The 22,470-nt window shown below is 72.1% G+C and carries 30 protein-coding genes; 11 read left to right on the top strand and 19 right to left on the bottom strand.

Features of this window, described 5'->3' with window-relative positions; genetic code table 11:
- Positions 1-38: 38 nt before the first annotated feature.
- From ABD808_RS06105 to ABD808_RS06085, 5 genes are all read right to left on the bottom strand, one after another.
- Positions 39-1,103, bottom strand: coding sequence for an NAD-dependent epimerase/dehydratase family protein (locus ABD808_RS06105; RefSeq protein ID WP_344891114.1), 1,065 nt, complete (start codon positions 1,101-1,103; stop codon positions 39-41).
- 151 nt (positions 1,104-1,254) lie between these two features.
- Positions 1,255-2,070 carry a methylated-DNA--[protein]-cysteine S-methyltransferase gene (locus ABD808_RS06100; protein WP_344891111.1) on the bottom strand — a complete coding sequence of 272 codons (816 nt, stop codon included), beginning with the start codon at positions 2,068-2,070 and terminating at the stop codon, positions 1,255-1,257.
- On the bottom strand, positions 2,067-2,807 hold the full coding sequence (locus tag ABD808_RS06095; RefSeq protein WP_344891108.1) for an RNA polymerase sigma factor: 741 nt from the start codon (positions 2,805-2,807) through the stop codon (positions 2,067-2,069). Before ABD808_RS06095 ends, ABD808_RS06100 begins: the two co-directional genes overlap by 4 nt.
- 64 nt (positions 2,808-2,871) lie before the next feature.
- The gene (locus tag ABD808_RS06090; protein ID WP_344891105.1) at positions 2,872-3,540 is read right to left on the bottom strand and encodes a response regulator; all 669 of its coding nucleotides are present in this window, start codon (positions 3,538-3,540) and stop codon (positions 2,872-2,874) included.
- Positions 3,537-4,883, bottom strand: coding sequence for a sensor histidine kinase (locus ABD808_RS06085; protein WP_344891102.1), 1,347 nt, complete (start codon positions 4,881-4,883; stop codon positions 3,537-3,539). Before ABD808_RS06085 ends, ABD808_RS06090 begins: the two co-directional genes overlap by 4 nt.
- Positions 4,884-4,969: 86 nt before the next feature.
- On the opposite strand from ABD808_RS06085, the gene ABD808_RS06080 reads away from it, so the two are divergent.
- A complete protein-coding gene (locus ABD808_RS06080) occupies positions 4,970-6,817 on the top strand; it encodes a sensor histidine kinase (protein ID WP_344891100.1) in 1,848 nt (615 codons plus the stop codon).
- Positions 6,814-7,503 carry a response regulator gene (locus tag ABD808_RS06075; RefSeq protein WP_344891097.1) on the top strand — a complete coding sequence of 230 codons (690 nt, stop codon included), beginning with the start codon at positions 6,814-6,816 and terminating at the stop codon, positions 7,501-7,503. The genes ABD808_RS06080 and ABD808_RS06075 overlap by 4 nt, the downstream gene beginning before the upstream one ends.
- Here the strand turns inward: ABD808_RS06075 and ABD808_RS06070 are convergent.
- Both ABD808_RS06070 and ABD808_RS06065 read right to left on the bottom strand, forming a co-directional pair.
- A complete protein-coding gene (locus ABD808_RS06070) occupies positions 7,500-8,273 on the bottom strand; it encodes a phosphatase PAP2 family protein (RefSeq protein WP_344891094.1) in 774 nt (257 codons plus the stop codon). The two genes, ABD808_RS06075 and ABD808_RS06070, sit on opposite strands and share 4 nt — an antisense overlap.
- Positions 8,274-8,394: 121 nt before the next feature.
- On the bottom strand, positions 8,395-9,054 hold the full coding sequence (locus ABD808_RS06065; RefSeq protein ID WP_344891091.1) for a DedA family protein: 660 nt from the start codon (positions 9,052-9,054) through the stop codon (positions 8,395-8,397).
- Between the two features lie 324 nt (positions 9,055-9,378).
- On the opposite strand from ABD808_RS06065, the gene ABD808_RS06060 reads away from it, so the two are divergent.
- Positions 9,379-10,101 (top strand): hypothetical protein, encoded by a 723-nt coding sequence (locus ABD808_RS06060; protein WP_344891088.1) that lies wholly within the window; start codon positions 9,379-9,381, stop codon positions 10,099-10,101.
- A gap of 1 nt (position 10,102) precedes the next feature.
- Here the strand turns inward: ABD808_RS06060 and ABD808_RS06055 are convergent, their stop codons facing one another.
- The 3 genes from ABD808_RS06055 to ABD808_RS06045 form a co-directional block, all read right to left on the bottom strand.
- Entirely contained in the window at positions 10,103-11,038 is a 936-nt protein-coding gene (locus tag ABD808_RS06055; protein ID WP_344891086.1) for a tyrosine-type recombinase/integrase, read from the bottom strand.
- A 369-nt stretch (positions 11,039-11,407) separates the two neighbouring features.
- Complete coding sequence (locus tag ABD808_RS06050; RefSeq protein WP_344891083.1) at positions 11,408-11,716, bottom strand: hypothetical protein; 309 nt, start codon at positions 11,714-11,716, stop codon at positions 11,408-11,410.
- 4 nt (positions 11,717-11,720) lie between these two features.
- Positions 11,721-12,191 (bottom strand): hypothetical protein, encoded by a 471-nt coding sequence (locus ABD808_RS06045; protein ID WP_344891081.1) that lies wholly within the window; start codon positions 12,189-12,191, stop codon positions 11,721-11,723.
- Positions 12,192-12,271: 80 nt separating this feature from the next.
- On the opposite strand from ABD808_RS06045, the gene ABD808_RS06040 reads away from it, so the two are divergent.
- From ABD808_RS06040 to ABD808_RS06030, 3 genes are all read left to right on the top strand, one after another.
- Positions 12,272-12,790, top strand: a complete 519-nt coding sequence (locus ABD808_RS06040; RefSeq protein ID WP_344891078.1) for a GNAT family N-acetyltransferase — start codon at positions 12,272-12,274, stop codon at positions 12,788-12,790.
- Between the two features lie 182 nt (positions 12,791-12,972).
- Positions 12,973-13,386: a DinB family protein gene (locus ABD808_RS06035; RefSeq protein ID WP_344891075.1), complete on the top strand. Its 414-nt coding sequence runs from the start codon at positions 12,973-12,975 to the stop codon at positions 13,384-13,386.
- A gap of 167 nt (positions 13,387-13,553) precedes the next feature.
- Complete coding sequence (locus ABD808_RS06030; RefSeq protein WP_344891073.1) at positions 13,554-13,724, top strand: hypothetical protein; 171 nt, start codon at positions 13,554-13,556, stop codon at positions 13,722-13,724.
- A 207-nt stretch (positions 13,725-13,931) separates the two neighbouring features.
- On the opposite strand, the gene pdxR is transcribed toward ABD808_RS06030, so the two are convergent.
- Positions 13,932-15,410: a MocR-like pyridoxine biosynthesis transcription factor PdxR gene (pdxR, locus tag ABD808_RS06025; protein ID WP_344891070.1), complete on the bottom strand. Its 1,479-nt coding sequence runs from the start codon at positions 15,408-15,410 to the stop codon at positions 13,932-13,934.
- Between the two features lie 29 nt (positions 15,411-15,439).
- Here pdxR and ABD808_RS06020 point away from each other — a divergent pair, with 29 nt between their 5' ends.
- The 3 genes from ABD808_RS06020 (at position 15,440) to ABD808_RS06010 (ending at position 17,769) form a co-directional block, all read left to right on the top strand.
- Positions 15,440-16,291, top strand: coding sequence for a methyltransferase domain-containing protein (locus ABD808_RS06020; protein ID WP_344891067.1), 852 nt, complete (start codon positions 15,440-15,442; stop codon positions 16,289-16,291).
- A gap of 131 nt (positions 16,292-16,422) precedes the next feature.
- On the top strand, positions 16,423-16,635 hold the full coding sequence (locus ABD808_RS06015) for an SDR family oxidoreductase (protein WP_344892847.1): 213 nt from the start codon (positions 16,423-16,425) through the stop codon (positions 16,633-16,635).
- 336 nt (positions 16,636-16,971) lie between these two features.
- Positions 16,972-17,769, top strand: coding sequence for a hypothetical protein (locus tag ABD808_RS06010; RefSeq protein WP_344891064.1), 798 nt, complete (start codon positions 16,972-16,974; stop codon positions 17,767-17,769).
- 32 nt (positions 17,770-17,801) lie between these two features.
- On the opposite strand, the gene ABD808_RS06005 is transcribed toward ABD808_RS06010, so the two are convergent.
- From ABD808_RS06005 to gvpJ, 8 genes are all read right to left on the bottom strand, one after another.
- Positions 17,802-18,074: a gas vesicle protein K gene (locus tag ABD808_RS06005; RefSeq protein ID WP_344891062.1), complete on the bottom strand. Its 273-nt coding sequence runs from the start codon at positions 18,072-18,074 to the stop codon at positions 17,802-17,804.
- A 77-nt stretch (positions 18,075-18,151) separates the two neighbouring features.
- The gene (locus ABD808_RS06000; RefSeq protein WP_344891059.1) at positions 18,152-18,352 is read right to left on the bottom strand and encodes a gas vesicle protein; all 201 of its coding nucleotides are present in this window, start codon (positions 18,350-18,352) and stop codon (positions 18,152-18,154) included.
- Positions 18,349-19,221 (bottom strand): GvpL/GvpF family gas vesicle protein, encoded by an 873-nt coding sequence (locus ABD808_RS05995; protein WP_344891056.1) that lies wholly within the window; start codon positions 19,219-19,221, stop codon positions 18,349-18,351. Before ABD808_RS05995 ends, ABD808_RS06000 begins: the two co-directional genes overlap by 4 nt.
- On the bottom strand, positions 19,218-19,667 hold the full coding sequence (locus ABD808_RS05990) for a gas vesicle protein (protein WP_425548890.1): 450 nt from the start codon (positions 19,665-19,667) through the stop codon (positions 19,218-19,220). The genes ABD808_RS05995 and ABD808_RS05990 overlap by 4 nt, the downstream gene beginning before the upstream one ends.
- Positions 19,668-19,672: 5 nt before the next feature.
- Positions 19,673-19,933: a gas vesicle protein GvpO gene (gene gvpO, locus ABD808_RS05985; RefSeq protein ID WP_344891053.1), complete on the bottom strand. Its 261-nt coding sequence runs from the start codon at positions 19,931-19,933 to the stop codon at positions 19,673-19,675.
- Positions 19,933-20,193 (bottom strand): gas vesicle protein GvpG, encoded by a 261-nt coding sequence (locus ABD808_RS05980; RefSeq protein ID WP_344891051.1) that lies wholly within the window; start codon positions 20,191-20,193, stop codon positions 19,933-19,935. Before ABD808_RS05980 ends, gvpO begins: the two co-directional genes overlap by 1 nt.
- A 5-nt stretch (positions 20,194-20,198) precedes the next feature.
- Positions 20,199-21,002 carry a GvpL/GvpF family gas vesicle protein gene (locus ABD808_RS05975; protein ID WP_344891048.1) on the bottom strand — a complete coding sequence of 268 codons (804 nt, stop codon included), beginning with the start codon at positions 21,000-21,002 and terminating at the stop codon, positions 20,199-20,201.
- A gap of 2 nt (positions 21,003-21,004) precedes the next feature.
- Positions 21,005-21,442: a gas vesicle protein GvpJ gene (gene gvpJ, locus ABD808_RS05970; RefSeq protein ID WP_344891045.1), complete on the bottom strand. Its 438-nt coding sequence runs from the start codon at positions 21,440-21,442 to the stop codon at positions 21,005-21,007.
- A gap of 209 nt (positions 21,443-21,651) precedes the next feature.
- Here gvpJ and ABD808_RS05965 point away from each other — a divergent pair, with 209 nt between their 5' ends.
- Both ABD808_RS05965 and ABD808_RS05960 read left to right on the top strand, forming a co-directional pair.
- Positions 21,652-22,206, top strand: coding sequence for a hypothetical protein (locus tag ABD808_RS05965; RefSeq protein ID WP_344891042.1), 555 nt, complete (start codon positions 21,652-21,654; stop codon positions 22,204-22,206).
- On the top strand, positions 22,203-22,469 hold the full coding sequence (locus ABD808_RS05960; RefSeq protein ID WP_344891040.1) for a monovalent cation/H+ antiporter complex subunit F: 267 nt from the start codon (positions 22,203-22,205) through the stop codon (positions 22,467-22,469). The genes ABD808_RS05965 and ABD808_RS05960 overlap by 4 nt, the downstream gene beginning before the upstream one ends.
- Position 22,470: the final 1 nt, after the last annotated feature.

Here is a 22,470-nt window from a genome sequence, read left to right as displayed (position 1 = left end):
TCACCCGGTCGGCGGTGGCGCCCGGCCGGTCGCTGCGGTCAGGGTCGGCGGCCGACACCGGTGGCGAACTCCCGGGCGCGGCCCCGGCCACCGGCGCGCGGCGACAGCGGCGGCGTGCCGCGGCCCGCGCCGGTCCGCAGCCCCTCCAGGAACTCGGCGATCGCGTCCCGGGCAGTGTGCCGCGGCGTCCACCCGAGCACCTCACGGGCCCGCGACACGTCCATCAGCGGGACCCGCAACGCCAGGTCGAGCAGGCCGGGGGAGGCGGGCACCAGGTGCAGCGCCCACGCCGCCGCCAGCGCCGCCCGCACCCCGCCGACCGGGACCCGCACGGTGCGGGCGTCCAGGAGGTCGGCGAGTTCGGCGGCGTCCAGGACGGGGTCGGCGGCGATGTTGAACGCGCCGCGCGCCTCACCGACGGTCGCGAGCCGGAACGCTTCGCCCGCGTCCGCCGAATGCAGCGCCTGGAGCCGCAGCCCCGCCAGATCCGGGACGGCGGGGATGAGCCCCGGGCGCGCGAGACGGCCCGGTAGGAGGGGACCGGCGAACAGGCGGCGTTGCTGCGCCGCCGACCGCCGCTCGAAGATGAACCCCGGCCGGATCCGCACGACGCGGCACCCCGGGTGCGCGGCCTCGAACGCGTCCAGGAGCCGCTCCACGTAGGCCTTCTCGCGGCTGTAGGCGGCGCCGGGCCAGCCGTGCGTCGGCCACGTCTCGTCGACCGCCCGGTCCTTGGGGCCGGGCGAGTACGCGCCGATCGACGACGCGTACACCAGCGCCCCGACCCCGGCGCGGGCGGCGGCGTCGAACACGCGGGCGCTGCCGACGGCGTTGGTGTCCCAGGTCACCGCCGGACGGTGCGTGGGCTGGAACAGCCACGCCAGGTGCACCACGACGTCGGCGCCGCGCAGCAGCGGCACCAGGTCGGTGTCGGTGACGTCGGCCTCGGCCCACTCGACCTTTCCGTGGTCGTCCAGGCTGGTGTTCGGGTCCGGCGCGCGGCGCGCCAGGCCCGTGATGGCCGTGACGGCCGGGTCCGCGGCGAGCGCGCGGACCGTGTTGGTGCCGATGTTGCCGGTGGCGCCGGTGACGACGACGCGCATGCCGATCCCCCCTCGTCGGCCGTCCCGCGGGGCCGCCCCCCGCGCGAGGTGGACGGGATCGCCCCATTCCCGCCTCCCGCCGATCTATGCGCCCCCGGCCGGGAAGCGGGCCGGGGGAGGGGGCGTGGGGGCCTTCTCGGGGTCAGGCGGGTCAGGCGGGTTGGGTGCCGTCGGGGCGGCAGTGCAGGCACGGCCGGTATCCGGCGGCGCGCGCGGCGGCCAGGGTCCCGAACCCGCGCCGGTGCGCCGCCGTGATCCGCCGGGCGTCACCGCACGTCGGGTAGCACACGATGCCGGTGGTGTCGCTGCCGACCAGCCGGACGCCGCGCCGCGCCAGGTCCACCGCCTCGTCCACGTCGACGTCCTCGCCGCGCAGCAGCCGCTCCTTGGCCGGGCCGCCGAACACGTAGTCGCCGAGCGTCCCGTCCGAACGGGTCACGCGGTGGCAGGGGATCAGCAGCGGGACCGGGTTGCGGCCCAGCGCCGACCCCACCGCCCGGACCGCCTTCGGCCGACCCGCCTCCCGCGCCACCCACGCGTACGGGCGGGTCTGGCCGCGTGGGATCCGCGCCGCCGCCCGCAACACGGCCGCCTCGAACTCCGACAGGCCCCGCAGGTCCAGCGGCAGCGCACCCAGCCGCCCGGTCCGCAGCGCCGGAACCAGCCCGGCGGGTGGACGCGCGGCGGGCAGCAGCGGCCGCGCGAACCGGGCACGGAACGCCGCCGTGAACTCCGCGTCGTCCATCCCGGCGCGCAGGTAGGCGACACCGTGGTCGGTGAACGCGACCCGCACGCCGTCCAGCGGGCCAGCGACGTGGACGCGGCGGGCGGCGACACGGTCCAACAGGGTCGGGGGAGCGTCGGCGACCAGCCCGGCCAGCTCTCCGGTCAGATCATTGGTGAGGTCATTGGTGAGGTCGTGGGTCAGGGGGTCGGGTGCCCCGTGGGTGGGATCGGTGCGAGTCATCTGGTACCCCCTTCGAGGTGGTGCGGGCCGGACTCGGCCCGCACGGACGCGCCGCCCTCGGCATTCTGGTCGGTGCGGCCGTCCGTGCCGTGGTCTGCGCCGTGGTCTGCGCCGTGGTCTGCGCCGCGGGCGGCGCGGAGGGTGCGCAGGCGGGACAGGCCCCGGGAGATGTGCGATTTGACGGTGCCCTCCGGTATGCCCAAGACCACGGAGATCTCCGCGACGGGCAGGTCGGTGACGTGGCGCAGGACCACCGCCGCGCGTTGGGCGTCGGGGAGTTCGGCGAGCAGCCCGGCCAGTTCACGGCCCGTCTCGTGGCGGGCGGCGGTGTCCTCGACGTCCTCGCCCGGGTCCGGCGGGTCCGGGGCGTCGTCCAACGGGCCCGGCTGCGGGCGGCGCGCCGCCGACCGCAGGGTGTTGCGCCACACGTTCGCCAGGATCGTCAACAGCCACGCCCGGGGACGCAGCTCCGCGACCCGCTCCGGCCCGTACCCGCACAACGCCCGGTAGGCGCGCAGGAACGCCTCGGCCGACAGGTCCTCCGCCTCGGCCCACCGCCCGCACAACCGCAGCGCCGTGGAGAACACCGCGCCCCGGTACGCCTCGTACAGGGCCTCGAACCCGGCGTCCAGGTCCCGCGACAGCGCCGCGACGACCCGCGCGGCCGCCGCGTCACCCTCCCGACCACCGTCCGGGCCGGGCGGGGCGGGGGGCGCAGTCTCGTCCGTAACCGTCACATCCGTTCAACACCGGCACGACCGGCCGCGTTGCAGCCGCGCCACGATCGGCGGGCGCGGGCGGTCAGGCGAGCCATCCTGGACGGATCATGCCCGTCTCGTAGGCCAGCACCACCAGCTGCGCCCGGTCCCGCACCCCGACCTTGGCCAGGATCCGGCTCACATGCGTCTTGGCGGTCGCGGGGGACAGCACCAGCCGCCCCGCGATCTCCTCGTTCGACAGGCCCGCCGCGACCAGCTCCAGCACCTCCCGTTCCCGGCCCGTCAGCACGTCCAGCCGGCCGGTGGGGGGCGGTGGGGCGGTGATCCGGGACGCGAACTCGGCGATCAGCCTACGCGTCACCGTCGGCGCCAGCAGCGCGTCGCCCCGCGCCACCACCCGCACCCCGTGGATCAGCTCGGACGGCTCGGTGTCCTTCACCAGGAACCCGCTGGCGCCCGCCTTGATCGCCCCGTACACGTAGTCGTCCAGGTCGAACGTCGTCAGGATCACCACCCGGACGGCGGTCAGCCGCGGGTCGGACATGATCTGGCGGGTGGCCGCCAACCCGTCCAGGACCGGCATGCGCACGTCCATCAGCACCACGTCGGGCAGTGTCCGGGACGCCTCCCGCACGGCCTGTTCCCCGTCCCCGGCCTCGGCGACGATCTCGATGTCGTCCTCGCCCTCCAGGATCGACCGGAACCCCGCCCGGACCAGCGTCTGGTCGTCGGCCAGCATCACCCGGATCACACGTCCCCCTCCATCGCCACCGGTTCCCCGTCCCGTTCGCCACCGTGTTCGTGCGGATCGTGTTCGTGCGGGCTGTATTCGTGCGCGCTGTATTCGTCGGGGGCGTCCAGGGGGAGTCGTGCCCACACCCGGAATCCGCCCTCCGGGCCCGGCCCCGTGGCGAGTTCCCCGCCGACGGACGCGGCCCGTTCGCGCATGCCCCGCAGCCCGTTCCCGTCCGTTCCGTCCGTGTCGGTGGGGCCGTGTCCGTCGTCGTCGACCTGCACGATCACCGCGTCCGGTACTCGGCGGACCTCGACGGTCACGACCGTGGCGGCCGCGTGCCGGACGACGTTGGTCAACGCTTCCTGCACGATCCGGTATCCGGCCAGTCCGACCGGCGCGGGCAGTTCCGCAAGCTCCGCCGTGTCCGCGGCCTCACCGGCGCGGCGCACGCTCAGCCCGGACGCCGCGGTCTGCGCCAGAAGATCGTCCACCCGTGCCAGGGACGGTTGTGGCGCCGCCACTCCCGTCCCGTCCGGGCCGCCGGTGTCGGCGTCGACGTGGCGCAGGACGCCCAGCACGCCGCGCAGCTCCCGCAGGGTGTCCTTGCTGGCCGCCTTGATCGCCTCCAGTGCCGCGTACGCGCGGTCCGGGTCGTCGCGGCGGTGCAACGCCGCCCCGGCCTGCACGTTGATCAGCGAGATCTGGTGGGCCAGGACGTCGTGCAGCTCCCGGGCGATCCGCAGGCGTTCGGCGATCGCGCGGCGCCGCGCCTCCTCCTCGCGGCTCCGTTCGGCCTCCGCCGCGCGCCGCTCGGCGGCCTCGGCCCGGTCACGGCGGCTCCGCACGTACTGCCCGAGCCCGATCGTCAGCAGCAGCACCAGCGACAGCGCCACCACGCCCCGCGCGTCCACGACCGCCTGCGGGTCACCGCCGTCGCCGCCGCCGCGCGCCAGCGACACCGTCAGGAACCCCGCGTTCACGACGATCACGGCGCCCAGCGACACCGCCAACCGGCACTCCACCGCCGCCGTGAACAACGCCACCCACAACACCAGCCCGAGCGGGCCGTCCGGATACCCCAGCGGGTAGTACAGCGGCGGCGCCACCGTCGCCACCACCAGCACCAGCACCGGATACCGGCGCCGTACCGCCAGCGCCGCCGTCGCCACCACGATCACCGCGAACCCGCCCGGCCACAACGCGCGGTCCTCGGGCTTCTCGGCCACGGCGCTCATGACCAGCGTGCCCGCCAACATCGCCACCGCGAACACCACGTCCGCGACCCAACCGCGCGGCCACCACCTCGGCGCCCGCAACGCACCCGGCAGGCGGGGGCGGCGGCGCGGGGGCGTGGTCACGCGCCCCACCGTAGTTCAGCGAACCGGCCCACACCCCTGACTTTCGGCAGTAACACCGCAGTTCACCGGCTTGTAGCGTAGAACGGGTGAACGTCCCGGCGACCACCTCCCCGCGCACCGGTATGCCCGGCGCGCTGCGCCGCGCCGTCCGCCGACCCTCCCGGTCCGCGCTGATCAAAGACCTCGTCCTGTACGTGGTCCTGGCGTTTCCCGTCGCGAGCGGAACGATCTCACCGGCCGACCCCGGGCACCTGTCCTGGTGGTTGCCGTTGGGTGGTCTCGTCGTCCTGGGCGCCGCGATCGCGGTGTCACGGACGTGGCCCACCGCCGCGCTGCTCACGGCGATCGTCCTGATCAGCGTCCACGGCAACTTCACCTTCGCGATGCCCGTCCTGGCCTACCTGACGGGACGGCGCACCAACCGTGCGCAGCCGCTGTTGTGGGGGTTCGCGGCCGTGTCCCTCGGGGGCGCCGGCCTGGCCATCGTCCGGGGGATGGACGTCACGACCTGGTTCCCGTCCACCGTGTGGCTGGTCCTGCTCGGGGTCCTGCCCTGGCTCGTCGGCCGGTACTGGCGCCAGTACCAGGAACTGCTGCGCGCCGGGTGGGAGCGTGCCGAGCACCTCGAACACGAGCAGCGGATCACCGCCGAACGTGAACGGCTCCGCGAACGCGCCCGCATCGCCCAGGACATGCACGACTCCCTCGGCCACGAACTCGCCCTCATCGCCGTCCGCGCCGGGGCCCTCCAGGTCGCGGCCGGTCTCGACGACCCGCACCGCGCCGCCGCCGCGCAGCTCCGCGCGGGCGCCGCCGAGGCCACCGAGCAGCTCCGGGAGATCATCGGCGTTCTCCACGAGGACACCGGGCCCGCCCCGGACGGCCCGACCCTCCACGCGCTGGACCTCGACGGGACGTCCCCGGACGGGGTGTCGCCGGTGCGGCCCGCCCGCGAGAGCATTCCCGAACTCGTCGAACGCGCCCGGGCCTCGGGCGTTCCCGTCCGCCTCACCGACGATTCCGCGCCCTGCGACGGGTCCGGCGAGCCCGGCCCGTCGAGTGCGTCCGGCCTGTCCAATGCGTCCGGGTTGCCGAGTGCGTCCGGGTTGCCGGACGGTCTGGCGCCGATGGTCGCGTTGGCCGCGCACCGGATCGTCCAGGAAGCCGTCACCAACGCCGCCAAACACGCCCCGGGAGCCGCCATCACCGTCCACCTCGCCCACCGGGAACCCGCCCCCGACCAGCCCGGCATGATCACCGTGACGGTCACCAACGAACCGCCGTCCAGGGAACCCGCCCCGGCCACGTCCGGCGGGCACGGGCTCACCGGCCTCACCGAACGGGTCCGGCTCCTCGGCGGGACCCTGCGCGCGGGGCCGACCTCCGATGGCGGCTTCACCGTCACCGCCGACCTGCCCACCGCCACGCCCGCGCCCACCGCCCGGACCGCGCTGCGGACCGCCCTCGGCCTCACCACCCCCGCCCCGGGACACTGGCCGTCCGAGTCGGCGCGCCGACTCGACCACAAACGCCGCCAGGTCCGCCGCGGGCTCATCACCGCCATCGCCGTCCCGACCGGGCTCATGGCGGTTCTCGGCGCCATCATGGCGGGTTACTACATCTTCGCCACCCTCAACTCCGTCCTGCCACCCGGCGACTACGCCGCCCTGCGCGTCGGCGCCCCCCAGACGACCGTCGAGGACGCCCTGCCGCGCATGGAGGCCATGGGCGCCGACGTCGTCCGCACCTCCGTCACCGAACCCCCGCACGCCGACTGCCGCTACTACCGGCCCGACGCCAGCCTCATCGGCGTCAACCGCTACTACCGGCTCTGCTTCACCGACGGCCGCCTCACCCACAAAGACTCCTACGACACCAACCGGCTCAGCTCCGACCACCCCAACGACACCGACCAGCGGAGGAACGCCCAGTGATCCGGGTCCTGCTCGCCGACGACGAGGCCATGATCCGCGCGGGCGTCCGCGCGATCCTGACCGCCGACCCCGGCATCGACGTGGTCGCCGAGGCCGCCGACGGCCACCAGGCCATCGACCTCACCCTCCGGCACCGCCCCCAGGTCACCCTCCTCGACATCCGCATGCCGCGCCTGGACGGCCTGGCCGCCGCCGCGGAACTGCGCCGTGTCGCCCCGGACACCGCCGTCCTCATGCTCACCACGTTCGGGGAGGACGACTACATCGCCCGCGCCCTGTCCGGCGGCGCCAGCGGCTTCCTCCTCAAGTCCGGGGACCCCCACGAGCTCATCGCCGGTGTCCGCGCCGTCGCCGACGGGGCCGCCTACCTGTCGCCCAAGGTCGCCCACCGGGTCATCACCGAACTCGGCGGCGGCCGTCTCACCGGCGGCACCCGCGCCCGCCGCCGCACCTCCGGCCTCACGCCCCGCGAACGCGACGTCCTCGCCCTGCTCGGCGCCGGGCTGTCCAACGCCGAGATCGCCACGCGTCTCCACGTCGTCGAGGGCACCGTCAAGGCCTACGTCAGCACCATCCTCACCCGCCTGGACGTCCGCAACCGCGTCCAAGCCGCCGTCATCGCCTACGAGGCCGGACTCGTCGACGGCATCGACGACACCCACGGCCCGGCCTCACCGACACGCTAGGGGAGCGGACCGCGCCGTCCGGCCACACCGCCCATGACATCCGGCATCGTCACCTCCGCCGCCGTCACCTCCGCCCCCTGACCCGCCCCCGCCCGCGCCGCCACCCGCCGCTCGGGGTCAGGCGGGCCCGTCCCCGCGCCGAGGTTCGTCATTGGGATACCGCCGGTCGCCGGGCCCGCACCCAGCAGGGCCGCGCCCACCGCCGCGCCCCGCACCGCCACCACAAGTGGCCGTAGTACCACCGCGAGCAGCATCACCGCCAGGGGAGCGACCACCACCCCGACCAGGAACCCCGCCGCCACGTCATGCGGATAGTGGACGCCGACGAACACCCGCGAGAACGCCATCAGCGCCGCCAACGGCAACACCAGCCCCGCCAACGCCCGCCACGCCACCACGATCACCGCCGCCGACGCCGCCGCGATCGTCGCGTGATTACTCGGGAACGACCAGTCACCCGGCGACGGACACGCCGCGATGTGCACCGCCCCCGACACCGCCCGGCACGGCCGCTCCTCCTTGATCGCGTCCTTCGACACCTCACTCACCAGATACGCCGCCACCACCGCGAACGGCGCCGCCAACGCCAACCCCATCGCCCGCGCGTCCCGGCCCCGCGCCCGCCACCAGCCCGCCACGAACAACACGGCGAACAACAGCAACCCCGCGTTCGTACCGACGTCCGCCACCGAATGCACCCACGACGGCGTCCCGTCCGCGAACTCGGTGATGTCCCGGTACAGATCGACGCTGATCTCCGGCGCTCCCATGCTCTCCCTTGCTTCCCACGACGACCGAAGCGCCCCCCGCCCGACATCTCCCAGACATCGTGTGGACCGCTCCCGTTCACCCTAGAGGCACCAGAACGTCACCATCGCGGAACCCGGGCAATCACCGCCGCGACATCGAACCCACCCGATCGGCGTCCTCCTCGCCCTCGGCCGCCACCGCACGACCATTGCGGCGATGCCGGACGAACCGCATGCCCTCCACCGCCGCCGTCACCGCCAACGCCAACCCGATCCCGACCGCCACGCCCTTCAACGGATCGTCCTCGAACGCCACCCCACCCACATAACCCAGCAACCCCCCGTACAACCCCCACGACACCGCGGCCACCCCGGTGAACAACGAGAACGACCGCAGCCGGAACCCCACCGCGCCCATCGTCAACGTCACCGCCGTCCGCCCACCCGGCACATACCGCGCCACCACCAAGATCAGCCCACCGCGCGCCAGCATCTGACGCCGCGCCCACTCGAACGCCGTGTGACGCCGCGTCCCCGGACGCAACCTCCGCAGCACCCGGCCACCCGAGCCCCGCCCGATGAAATACGACACGTGATCACCGATGAACGCCCCGAGCGCGGCCAACACCACCACCAGCACCAGCTTCGGCTGCCCCGACGCCGCGTACACACCCCCCGTGATCACCATGCTCTCGCTCGGCACCACCGGGAAGAACCCGTCCAACGCCGCCACCGCGAACAACGCCAGGTAGAACCAGGGCGACGTCACCGCCGTGTCCAGCAAACCCATCAACTCGTCCATGGACACGACGTTAGAGAAAGACCACCCCCCAGCGGATCCGTCGAAAGTCCACCTTTCACCCCCGACTTCCGGCAGGGGCCCCACCACCGAGGCCCGCGCCACGCCGGGGGAGCGGACGGCCTCCAGGCCCTGCCCCACCACGGAACCGTCCGCGTCCCGGCACCAGCGTCCAGCACACTGCACACCCTGGGACACCTGCACATCTTCGACATGGACGGCACCTCCTCACCGGCACCACCGCCAACCTCGAAATCACCCGCCACCCATCTGCGGCCAGCCGGTGACCGCGTCATGATGGACACCCGCCGCTGAACGGGAGCCCAGATGACCTCCACCCCTCCGCTAACACCGCACGACCCACCCGCGCAGGCCCCAGCACCCGCGATCGACGGGACGCCCCAGCCGGTTCAGGGGCGCCCGCTGCCTTGGCTCACCGCGTGCGTCGTCCTCTACGTCCTCACCCACCACGTCGGGTTCGGCCTCGCCGGGCTCGGCACCGTCGACCGCACCCGGTGGGCCGACTGGGTCGACATCCTCACGCCCTACGCCGTCCTGCTCACCACCGCCGCCGCGCTCCACGCCGGGGGAGCGGGGCGCCGCACCTGGGCCCTCTACCTCATCGGCGCCATTACCTACGTCGAAGGCCACGGGATCCACCTCGCCGCCAACTCGGTCGGCAACGACGCTCCCGGCCACGTCGCCCACCTGTGGGACGAAGTCGTCGGCCACTACTTCTGGTATGCCGGGACCGCTCTCGTCGCCGCCGCCCTGGTCGCCGCACTCGCGCACCTGCCCGCCCCGCCGCTGCGTCTCGCTCTCATCCCGGCCCTCGGCGTCGCCTTCACCTGGACCAGCAACTCACTCGAAGGCGGAACCCCCATCATGGGGCTCGCCGTCGCCACCGCGTTCACCGCCTACGGCCTGCACACCCGCCGCACCCTCGGCCGCGTCCTCATCCCCGCGTTCGCGCCCGCCATCGTCATGCTCATCGGCTACGGCATCTGGCACCACGGCTTCCCCCAGCCCTCCGACCTCGGCTGGGTCTGACTCAGCCGCCCCGGCGGCCCTCCAACCCGCCCAGCAGCGGATGGACGCGCATCGCCGCCTCCAACTCACCCGGCAGCTCATCCCGGTAACGACCCAGCGTCGACAGGTCGGCGTGCCCGAGGACCCGGCGCACCGCGTCCATGTCCGTCGCCGCCGCGAGCAGATGCGTCGCCGTCGTGTGCCGCAACCCGTGCGGCGTCACACTCCGCCGCCGTCCCGGCTCCACCCGCGCCAACACCCGGTCGATCACCCCCTGCACATCACCCCGCGCCAACCGCCGTCCCCGCCACGACAACAGCAGCGCCTTCGCCTCCACACCTCGATCCAGCCGGGCGCGCCCCTCCGCCAAGTAGGCGTCCAGCACTTCCGCCACCGGGCCCGGCAACGGGACGTCCCGCGTCCGCCCGCCCTTACCGAAAATGCGCCAGTACCGCGTCCCACCGTTGACGAAGAAGTCCTCCGCGTTCGCCGCCGTCAACTCCGACACCCGCGGGCCCACCGCCGCCAGCAACAACACGATCAAACCGTCCCGCAACTCCGTCCGCTGATCCACACGCCCCCGCGGCACCGGACCCGCCGCCAAACCCCGCGCCGCGCCCAACAACCCCTCCGCCTGCTCCACCGTCAACGCCCGCCGCTCCGCCCGCAGCCCACCCCGCTGCACCGGACGCACCGTCACCGCCCGCATCGGATCCAACTGCACCCACCCCACCACCGCCGCGTACTTGAAGAACGCCGACACCGACCGCCGAAACCGCGCCTGCGACGCCGCACTCTGCACCGGACCCACCATCGGCCGCCCCGCCCCGGACACCGACCCCGGACGCCGCCGCGCATCCGGCTTACGCGCGAACGCCAACAGCACCTCGTCAACGTCGCGGCCCGCCAGATCGTCCAACACCCGGTCGCCACCCGCCAGGTCCGCGAACGTCAACACGTCCCGCACATACACCTCAGCAGTCCGCGGCGTCAGCGCACCCGTCGACGTCTTCGCACGCACCATCTCCGCGTAACGATCGGCAGACTCGGCAACGCTCAAACGCTGAACCTCGGGAGGACGCACCCCCCGACGCTACCCGCCACCCCTGACAGAACCCACCCGCCCAACCCACCCCGCCAGGACACGACCACCGACCGGGGGAGAGGCGATGCCGTAAGACCCATGCGACCAGTCGATGAGGTGTCATCCGGCCGCATCCCCGCCCCGGGAAGCTAAATTCCGTACACCATACAGAATTTGGCTTCTGTCCGGTTTCTCCTATTGAAACGGGGACCAGTGCGCAGGGGAGGGGCGGCGGGGACGGAGTCACTTCTTGTACGGCGCCAGCTTCTCGCGCAACTCCCGCATCGAGCCCTGGAGCAGCTGACGGAGGCGGTCACGGTCCGGGCCGTCGGCGTCCGCGTAGTCGTCGATGTCGATCAGCTGCTTCTTCGTCGCGGTGATCGAGTTGAGCTGATGGTCGAGCCTGATGTCACCGAACCACGGGCTGCGCAGCATGTTCGCCATGTCGGTGCGGAACATCGCGACCAGGTCGTCGGGGTCGGCGATGTGGTTCTTGACCTCGGCCACGAACATCAGCGTCGCCTTGCTGCCCAGCACCGCCTGCTGCAACACCCCGTCACCGGTCTTGCGGTCGCTCCAGGTCCAACAGCAAGGGGACCTGGACGTACACGTACCCGGTGGCGAGGTCGGCGTCGACGGTGAACACACCGGGCTCACCGACGTCCAGAAAACCGCTCTTCACCTCCGACTTCAGCGCCTGCCACACCGTCCGCGCGTCCTGGACATGCTCGCCGTAGGCCATCGTCACGGCCGCGTGCTGCCCCAGCGTCTTGGCCGCGGTGACGGTGCCCGCCAGGTGCGTCAGCTGGAACATCAGCCGGTACTTGCGCTCCCGGTGCTGGAACCGCAGGTAGTGGTGGTTGCTGTCGGAGTTCAGGTCGATGAGGGTGTTGCCCTGCGCGACCGCCGCGGTGATGACGGCGCCGACGAGCAGGTCGTCCATCTGGCTGGTGTGGAGCTCTTCGTTGAAACGCTGCCAGCTGCGGTTCACGAGCCGACCGAAGACCTGGTCGAGGTGTTCGCTCACGATCACCTTTCCGTTGAGCGGATCATGGAATGGGGTGAGACTCCCGCACCGCCATTTCGGTTTCACCCGATAATGGGTGCATGGATGAACTTGTTCCGCCGCCGCGACTGGTCGCCCCGACGACGTCGGTGCGCGCGTCGTTCCTGGCCGGGGAGCAGGCTGACCAGCTGGCGGACGGTCTCGACGCGGGACGGCTGGAGGAGGCGCACCGTGATTTCGGCGCGTTCATCGCGCAGCGGCGCGGGGTGCGGCGCCGGTGGGGTGTGCCGTGTACGACGTTCTGGTACGTGTCGGGGGAGAACTATCTGGGCACGTTGATCCTTCGGCACCGGCTAACCCCGGAGTTGACCGAAGTCGGTGGTCATGTCGGTTATCACGTGGTGACGCCGTGGCGGCGGCGGGGACACGCGACGCGGATGCTGGCGGCGGGCCTGGTGGAGTGCCGTCGGCTAGGTCTGCGGCGCGTTCTGCTGACGTGCGCGGCGGGTAATGAACCGTCACGCCGAGTGATCATCGCGAACGGCGGCGTCCACGACGGTCGGATTCGCGGTGAGGACCGTTACTGGATCACGCTGGACGAGGCGGGACGCGATCGCTGACGCTGCGCGCCGCGTCGCCGCGCAGCCTTGTGGTTCGTCGGAGTTTGCCTGCTTCCGGGCCCTCTGATTGTTGGTCGATAATGTACATTATGTTAAGTAACTTCAAATGAGGTGCCATCTGAGGCGAGTCCGGCGATCATCGACGTCACCAGTAGCCGATCTCGTTTGCCGGGTGGTGTGTCGTGATTCCTGAGCGTTTTGTTCGTGCGTTGGACGGGTTCGAGGCGGTGCTCGCCGCGACGCCTCCGGATCGGTGGTTGTCGCCGTCGCCGTGTGAGGGATGGTGCGCGGTGGACGTGGCCGGGCATGTGACGGCGGGGTTGTTGGTGGTGGAGCTGCGGGCCGTAGGGGCGCCACTCCCCCAGGACGATCCCGATTGGCGTCAGGTGGCGGGCCCGGATCCATTGGCGAGTTGGCAGGCGGTGCGGGCACGGATGACGGCGGCGTTGGGTCCGGAGGCGCTGGAGACGGCGCGGGGCTTCGTGCCGCGTGGGCGTGAGGTGGGCGTGGTGGGTCCGGAGCGTGTGGTGCGGGACGGGGCCGATGATCAAACGCGGTTGTTGGCGCTCTTCGGTCGCGTTCCGTTGGCTGGTTGATCTGAGCGGGCCGCTCCCCCATATTCCCTGGTCCCGATGGGTGTGCTGCGGTTAGGGTGCGGTGCATGACGTGGCGACATTGATCTTCACCTGAGGCGGGGCTGGCGCGCAGGGTCTATGCCTACGCGTTCTTCGAGGATTTCGTTCTTCTGTATCCGGTATATGCGGTGTTGTTCGCCGATGCCGGGTTGTCTGTCGCCGCAGTGTCGTCGCTGTTCGTGATCTGGTCGGTGACGACGGTCGCGCTTGAGGTGCCGTCCGGTGTGTGGGCGGACGTGTTTTCGCGCAAGTTGTTGTTGGTTGCCGCTCCCCTACTGACGGGTCGTTGGTGCTGGTGATGGTGGTGGAGGGAATGTTGTCGCTGGACGAGTACGTGCCGTTCCTGGTGCGGTCGACGGGTGTGGCGGTGGTGGCGGTGCCGTTGTTGGTGTTGGTGGTGACAGTGGGTGATGCGGCCGGTGGTTGGATGGCGGGCCGTGGGCTGCGCTGGTTGGTTCCGGTGCTGGCGGTGGGCGCAGGCGGTCGTACGGCCCAGGCGACGGAGGTTAGACGAGGCTGTGGAGGGCTTGGGCGATGGTGGCGATGCCGTCGGTGATGTCGGAGGTGGGTGCGGCGGCGTAGCCGAGGACGAGGCCGGGTGGGCGTGGCCGTTGGGTGTGCCAGGACAGGGGGTGGGTTTTGACGCCGTGGTGGAGGGCTGCGGCGGCGAGGTCGGTGTCGCGGAATCGTCCGGTGAAGGTGATGGTGAGGTGGAGTCCGGCGGCGGTGCCGTGGACGGCGGCGTTGGTCAGGTGCGCGCCGAGGGCGGTGATCATGGTGTCGCGGCGGCGCCGATGGCGGCGGCGTAGGAGGCGCAGGGTGCGTTCCATTTCGCCGGTGTTCATGAGTTCGGCGAGGACGAGTTGTGGGAGTGCGGCGTTGCCGAGGTCGGCGAAGCGTTTTTCGTTGATGATGGCGTCGAGGTAGCTGGGTGGTGGGAGGAGCCAGCCGGTGCGGAGGCTCGGGGCGAGGAGTTTGGAGACGCTGCCGGTGTAGAAGACGCGGTCGGTGAGCATGGCGCGGAGTGCGGGGACTGGGGGGCGGCCGTAGCGGTGTTCGGCGTCGTAGTCGTCTTCGATGAGGAACCTGCCGTCGGCGGCCCAGTGCATGAGGTCGCGGCGGCGGTGGGGTGCGAGGACGACGCCGGTCGGGAACTGGTGGGCGGGGGTGAGGAGGGCGGCGGGCGCGTTGGTGGTGTGGAGGGCGTCGACGCGGATGCCGTCGTCGTCGACGGGGACAGGCGGGGTCGTGATGCCCCAGTGCTGAAGGTGTTGGCGGACGCCGAGGGAGCCAGGGTCTTCGACGGCGATGGTGTGGATGCCGTCGTGGGTGAGGACGCGGGCGATGAGGGCGAGGGCCTGGGCGGTCCCGGCGACGATGACGATGGCGTCGGGGTCGGTACGGATGCCGCGGTTGCGGGCGAGCCAGTGGGCTGCGGCGGCGCGGAGGGCGGGGGCGCCACGGGGGTCGCCGTAGCCGAGGGCAGCGGCGGGGATGTCGCGCAGAACAGTGCGTTCGGCGCGTTGCCACGCGGCGCGCGGGAAGGCGGACAGATCAGGGAGGCCCGGGGTGAAGTCAATGCGAGCGGGGGCGACGCGGAGCGTGTCGAAGACGTCGTCCCCGGGCGCCCCGGCGAATGAGGCGGTCACCGCAGGGGCCCCAGCGTGGACGGTGGGCGGGGTGGCGAGCGGCGCGGCGACGACGATGGTGCCGGCGCGGCCGCGTCCGGCGAGGTGGCCGTCGTCGATGAGGCGTTGGTAGGCCTCGGTGATGACGCCGCGTGAGACGTGGAGGTCGGTGGCGAGGGTTCGGGTGGCGGGGAGGCGGCTGCCGATGGGGAGCCGTCCGTCGGCGATGGCGGTGCGGAGGTGGGCGGCGAGCCAGTCGGACAGCCCGCCGGGTGGCGCGTCGGCGGGGTCGAGTTGCAGAAAGTCCGCTCCCCTGGTTATGGCCTGGTCAGATTGGCTGGCATTGGACCTGTCCACAAGGCCATTGTGGGGCCACGCTGGGCCTCATGGATACGGTGAACTCGTCGACGACGGTGGCGCCGCCCGACGGCGGCTATGTGCATGGATACTCAGGACGCGAGACGCGGCGGCTGGGCGAGCAGGCGAACGCGTTGGTGGAGCTGTTGCACGAGGGGACGCGGTATGCGGCGGGGAGCCGGGTGTTGGAGGCGGGGTGCGGGGTGGGGGCGCAGACGGTGCATCTGGTGTCCCGCTCCCCCGGTGTGCGGTTGACGGCGTTGGACGTGTCGCGGGCGTCGTTGGGTCGGGCGCGGGCGCGGGTGGAGTCGGAGTGTCCGGGTGCGTCGGTGGAGTGGCGACACGGTGACCTGCGTGGCCTGCCGTTCCCGGACGGCGCGTTCGACCATGTGTTCGCGTGTTTCGTGTTGGAGCATCTCGTGGACCCACTCGGTGCGCTGGTGGAGCTGCGCCGCGTGCTGCGTCCAGGTGGGACGATCACGGTCATCGAGGGCGATCACGGTTCGGCGTTCTTCCACCCGGACAGCCCCCACGCCCGCGCGGTGATCGCGCATCAGATCACGTTGCAGGCGGCGACAGGCGGGGACGCGCTGGTCGGACGCCGAGTGGAGCCGCTGTTGTCAGCCGCCGGGTATGACCAGGTGCGGGTGGACCCACGGACGGTGTATGCCGACCGTTCCCGTCCGGGATTGGCGCGGCAGTTCACCATCGGAACGTTCACGGCGATGGTCGCGGGAGTCCGTGACGAGGCGGTCGCAGCGGGCCTGACGACACCCGCCGACTGGGACCGTGGCATCGCCGACCTACGTCGCGCCGCCGAGAAGGACGGCACGTTCCACTACACGTTCTTCAAGGGAACGGCAGTCAGCCCAACATTCTGAGCCGTTGCTCGGCTCAGGTAAGGTGGCGCTCGGTCGCGAACTGCCCTCACCGGTCCGTGAGTACGCCGACCCGTCCTACCCGCTGACGCTGGGGACGGTCGCGTCACCCTCGACGACGACACCCCCGCCGCATAGAAGGTGCGCGTCAACGCCGTTTCGCCCGGGGCCATGCACTCGTCGAAGGCGGTCGCCGCGCTGGGCGCAGACCTCGGCGAAACGGTGCCGATCGCCCGCACCGCCGACCGGCCGAGGTCGCCGAGGTGGTCGCCTTCGTGGCCAGTGACCGGGCCAGCTTCATGACCGGCGCGACCGTCGCCGCCGACGGAGGCCGGTCCGCCATCTGACCCCGTCCACCACCCTGGCTCGCCCCCGTCTTGGGGAACCCCAACCAGCGGCTTTCACGTGCTTTGGTGGTGACTTAGAGGGGTCATATGGTCACCGTCGGGTGTGAGGGTTGTCGTCTACCGGCAAGTACATCCTGGTCGTCGGTGGTGGCAGCATCATTTTGGACGCCGCTAACAAGGGCTGCTTGACCGCCTGCGACGACGCGGCGTGGCAGTTGGCCGGGGTGTCCGGAGGGGTGACGTTCGCATGAGTCGCGTGACGATCAACCGGGTCCATCTGACCGAGGACCCCGAACGTGCGGTCACCGCCTTGGGCGAGCGTAGGGGCGGCGGGTCGTGACGCTTGTGGGTGCGGCTGTCACGCCGGTGAGGGGGCAGGGGTGGGGCGACGCGATCGGGGCGTTCGAGTCGCTCACCGGGCGGGCGTTACCGGTGCGGCGGTGTTATGACGGCGCGCCGCCCGCGTCGGTGGGTGGGGGGCAGCTTCGGTACGACGTTGGTGCCCGCAAGAGCGTGTACAGCTTCAAGCCGACGATGCGGACGCCGATCGCGACGTTGGAGGGTCTCGCGGCGGACATCGTCGAGCGGGGCCACGACTGTGATGTGATCATTTTTCACGAGCCGGTCGACGACATGTCCGGGCAGGCGTTCGTCCGCCTGTACCGGCGCAGCGCGCCGCCGTTCCGGAGGGCCGGGGTGCCGGTCGGGGTGTGCTTCACCAACTGGTCGTGCAACCTGCCCTACTCCGATCCGCGGTCGGCGCTGCGGCACTACTGGCCGGGCGAAGGGCTGGTCGACTTCGTCGCGATCGACGAGTACCCGATCGGCGAGATCACCTCGAACGGGGACGCCACGCCGATGGACGTCCGGACGCGGCGGGTGTGCCAGTTCGCCGACGCGCGCGGGGTTCCGCTGGGGCTGGCCGAGTACGGCGTGGACGTCTCCTGGGACGTGCGCAAGTCGGAGCGGTGGCTTCGGTCGGTCACCGACTGGGGTCGTGCCCGCGCGGCGCACGGCAAGCCGCTGCGGTGGGTGTGCTATTTCCACTCCGATGTCGGCGGGCACTACCGGTTGTCCCACGCCGAGCACCTGGACGCCTATCGCGACACGGCGCGGGCCCTCGCAGTGCGCTGACGTCGTTCCAGGCCCGGTTCCTCACCGTGGACTCAGGTTGGTGGGAGGAGGGGGCCCAGGGGGCCGAGGTCGAGGTTGAGGTCGTCGTCGGCCAGGTCGAAGTGGTCTTTGAGGCGGGTCATGGCCTCGTCCAGGCGCATGAGGGCGAGGCCGAGGTCCTCGGTCTGCTCGGGGGTCAGGTCGCCGCCGTCGGCGCGGCGTAGCGCCTGCCGTTCCATGAGTTGGCGGACGAGTTCGACCAGGGTCAGGACGAGTTTCACCAGGTCTCGTTCGACTGTTTCGGGGTCGGTGTGCAGGCGTCGCATCGTCGGTGACTTGGTCGGCGACCGGGTCGATGACGGGGTCGGAGACGGGGTCGGAGACGGTGCGGGGTGTGGTGGGGTCATGGTGGCCCCTCCTGGAGTTCGTCGTGGATGGTGGTGATCAGTGCGCGGAGCGACACGCGTACGAGGTCGACGCCCGCGATGGAGATGACCAGGTCTCCGGTGATGACGACGCCGCCTGCCAGGAGCCGGTCGAGCAGGTCGACCAGCGCGATCCGTTGGACGGGGGCGTCGGTGGCGTGGTCGAGGGTGGCGGTCATCGGTCCTGGGGTTCGGTGGAGTCGACGGGGTCGATGAAGGAGTACGGGGGCCATGGGCCGGTGACTTCGAGGTCGACGCCGGGCAGCCGCTCCCCCGCCGTCCGGGTGACGGCGAGGAACCCGGCGGTCTGGTCGTCGTCCAGGAGGTAGGCGGCGTTGAGGATCTGGACGCCGGGTCGTCCGGACAGGCGCGGGTCCTGCGGCGAGTGGTGGCGGGACGCGACCGCGTGGTCGGCGAGTTCGGCGTGGACGTCGGCGGCGCGTTCGGCGTCGCGGCGTGCGGCGTCCTCGCGGGTGTCGCGTTCTCGTCGCCGTCGCCGCAGGTACGCCGCGCCCGCCCCCGGGGCGGGGTCGGGGGTGGGCGCGGGGTTGGGGCCGGTGGGGGGCTCGGCGTTCGGCGCGAGACCCCCACCGGTGTCTTCGGGGCCGGTACCGGGGCCGGGGGTGGTGTAGGCCTTGACGCCCCATTCGGTGCGGCCGGTGATGCGGTCCAGGACGTCGTCGAACCGTGTGCCCTGGGTCGTGAGGACTTCGGCGACCCGCGTGTCGTCGCGGTAGATCGTCGCGATGCGGACGGGTGCGGTCGGCGCGGTGTGCGCGGCGTGGGCCACGACGGCGTGGTGGGCGCGGGCGGTGCTCTCCAGCCAGGTGAGGTCTTCGAGGTTGGCGCGCAGGGCCCCCTCGCCGTATTCGTCGAGGCGGACGGTGCTGACCAGGGCGGTCAGTCGGGCGGCGGTGATGCCGCGGACGGGGGTGCCCGCGACGCCGGAGGCGCCGCGCAGGGCGGTGGGGTCCAGGTCGCGTGCGACGCCGTAGAGGTAGACGGCGGTGCCGTCGCGCCGGTCGTCGGCGAGCGGTGTGCCGGTCATGGTCCGCTGTCCTTCGTCTGTTTCCGCTGTGCTGTCTTTCGTTGCTTGTCCTGGTTGGTGGCCTCTTCTTGGGGTGGACCGGTTTCCAGGGCCTTTTCCAGGGCGGTCAGGCGTTCGCGGAGCCGCCGGTTCTCCTCGGCGAGATCGTGGTCGCCGTCCTCGGTGGGGCGGCCGGCGCGGGCCTTGGACGACAGGGACGGGTCGTGTTCCCACCAGTCGATGCCCATCTCCTTGGCGCGGTCCACCGACGCGACCAGCAGCCGCAGTTTGATCGTCAGCAGTTCGATGTCCAGGAGGTTCACCCGGATGTCACCGACGATCACGATGCCCTTGTCGAGGATGCGTTCCAGCAGGTCCGCCAAGTTGGCGGACTGCCCCGCGGGTTGCCGGTCACCGGCCATGGTCCGGGCCGGGGACCGGGCACCGGTCCAGGAGGTCTCGTTCACGCCGTTCAGTCCCTTTCCACTCGTCCGCGCGGGTAGCGGCGGGCGCGGCGGTAGGCGACCAGGTCGCCGTCCGCGTCGACCTCGGTGTCGTAGACCGCGAGGATGTCGGCCGAGTCGGGGATGCGGTGGGTCTCCACGACCTCGACCCGGACGCGCCAGCCGCCGTCGTCGGCGCGTTCCAGCCCGACGACGCTCTCGGCGGACCGGCCGGTCAGCGCGGTGACGTGGGCGACGGCCCGTTCGGCGGCCTGCGACGCCGACATCATCACGGTGCTCCCGGGGCCGTGCCGCCGCGGCGGGCGCGGCCCTCGTTGAGCCGCGCGATGAGGTCCTCCTCGCGGGCCGCGGCCTCCTGTTCGGTGAGCTGCCCGGCCGCGGCCTGGTCGGCGACGTCCTGGAGTTCGGCGGCGATCCGGCCCGGGTCGTACAGGTGCGCTTCGGCCTGCTCGGTGAGGACCTCCGCCAGCCAGGTCACGCCGCGGACAGGCGCCAGCGGGAGGGTGAGCAGCCCGGTGAACAGTCCCATCGTGCCTACGCCTCGGGGACGAAGTCGTAGGGCGGCAGCGGTCCGATCAGCCGGACCCTGATCCGGTCGGCGTGGGCGCGGCCGAGGGCGTCGACGGCGTCCTCGAACTCGGCGCGGCGGTCGACGGCGACCAGGAAGGAGGCGTCCAGCACGTCCTCCTCGCGGACCGGTGGTTTGGGTGCGACCGCTTCGGCGGCGGTGGCGGCGCCGTCGAGCAGGAGCTGCCCGTCGGTGTCGCGGCGCGCCTGGATGGCCTGGGCGATGAGTTCGCCGAGCCGGACGCGGTCGTAGTAGACGGCGTCGGCGATGTCGGGCGGCACCTCCCGGAGCCGCCGGGCGAGTTCGGCGATCTCGGGTTCGGCCTCCATGATCTCCCGTAGGACGGTGTCCTGGACGTAGGTGGCCTTCAGCCGCAGCTCGACCCGGTCCTGCAGCCGGTCCAGGACGGCGCCGAAGCGGGCGGCGTTGTCGGCCAGGAGTTCCTTGGCGACGGCGTCGCGGTCGGCGAGCGCGGCGCCGAACCGGAACGGCAGGACGGCGGTCCCGGCCTCCACCAGGGCGTTCAGGACCCGCTGGTGCGCGACCAGGTCGTCGCGTTCGCCGAGGGCGCGGTCGCGGGGCAGGTCACTGACGATCGCGGCGCAGGCGCCGCCGTTCTCCACGAGGGTGACCGGGTGCCCGTCCAGGCCGGTGACGTCGGCGGGCAGTGCCGCGCCGGGGCGTGTCACCCCGTAGATGTACTGGGGGCCGTGGCCGGGTCGCCCGGGGGTTTCGGGTCTGGGCGTGGGCCCTGACGAGGGCGTGGTCATCGTCACTCGTCCTCCTTCTTCCGGGACGAGCGGCGTCGCGTGCCCTGCTCGCCCTTGTCGGAGTCTCCGGAGTCTCCGGAGCCGCCGAAGGTTTCCTTGAGTCGTTCCCCCGCGCCTTCCAGGGCGCCGCGGGTCTTCTTCTTCGCGCCGGATTCCTGCATGCCCTCCACGAACTGCGGGAGTCCCTGCGAGGTGCCGTCGTGGGCGATGTCGAGGCGGTTGACGGCCTCGGCGAACCGCAGGTAGGTGTCGACGCTGGCGATGACGATCCGCACGTCGATGGTGAGGATCTCGATTCCGACCAGTGACACGCGGGCGTACAGGTCGATGACCAGTCCCTTTTCCAGGATGAGGTCGACAACGTCGGCGAGGCTGCTGCTCGATCCGCCGCGTTGAACGCTCGTACCGCCCGAGGTCTGCTGGGCGATCGGCCCAGTCATGTCATCCACTCCTTGTTTCCGGGGGCGTTCATTGGTTGTGCGGTGTACCCGCGTCGTTTTCGCTAAACGGGTTCCCGGTTTTTGGTCAGCGTCCGGTCAAGGCTCGGCGGGGTGCCGGGGGGTGGGTGGACGCGTGGTTCCCGCGCTGGTCAGGGGCGGTGCGCGGCCCGGGGCGCGGGTGGGGCGCGGTTGGAATCGTGTCGCCGGGCATGGCGGAGGTCATGTCCGCCGACCAATCCGTACGCCCCGAACTGTGGCGCCGTATCACCGAACCGTTGGCGTGGTGGACGGTGCTGCTGGCCGTGTATCTGGCGCTGGTGTCCGCTGTTTCCGTCCTTGAGATCGCCGTGGGGGCGGGGGCGGCCGCCGTGGGCGCGGCCGTGGCGGTCGCCGGGCGCCGCGCGCTGTTCTCCGGTGACACCGGGCGCGGCGGTGAACCCGCGTCCGGCGCCGTCCGGGTTCCCGGGCGGTCGCTGCCGTTGGTGTGGTTGCCGTCCCAGATCGTCGCCGACACCGCCCGCGTCGTGGTGCGCGGCGCGGGCGGCGGGTCCTGGGTGCCGTTGGGCGTCGCGGCCGGGACCGGCGCGCGTGCCGCCGCGACGCTGCTGGTGTCCACCTCCCCCGGCGCCTACGTCGGTGGCGTCGACCCCGAGCGGGGGGTGCTGCGCGTGCACCGGCTCGCGTCCGGCCCGTCGGCGTTCGAACGGCGCCTGGCCGATGCCGGGCTGGTCACCGAACCCGCGCGGGACGGGAGGACGTCGTGACCCCCGATGTGGCGGGAACGGCGCTGCCCGCGCTGGCCGTCATGGTGGGCGCGCTGGTCCCGGTGCTGCTGGCGATGTTGCGGGGACGTCCCGCCGGGCGGCTCGCCGGGCTGATCGCGACGGGACCGCTGGTCACCCTGGTCCTGGTGCTGCTGGCCGCCGCGTACGGGCGTCCCGCCTACCTGGACGTCGCGTTGCTGCTGGCGCTGCTGTCGTTCGCCGGGTCGCTGGTGTTCGCGCGGTTCCTCAGCCGGACGCTGTGAG

Source organism: Actinomadura meridiana (assembly GCF_039537545.1).
GTDB lineage: Bacteria > Actinomycetota > Actinomycetes > Streptosporangiales > Streptosporangiaceae > Spirillospora > Spirillospora meridiana.
The sequence above is the reverse complement of the archived record's forward strand: the minus strand, read 5'-3'. Positions and strand labels throughout refer to the sequence as shown.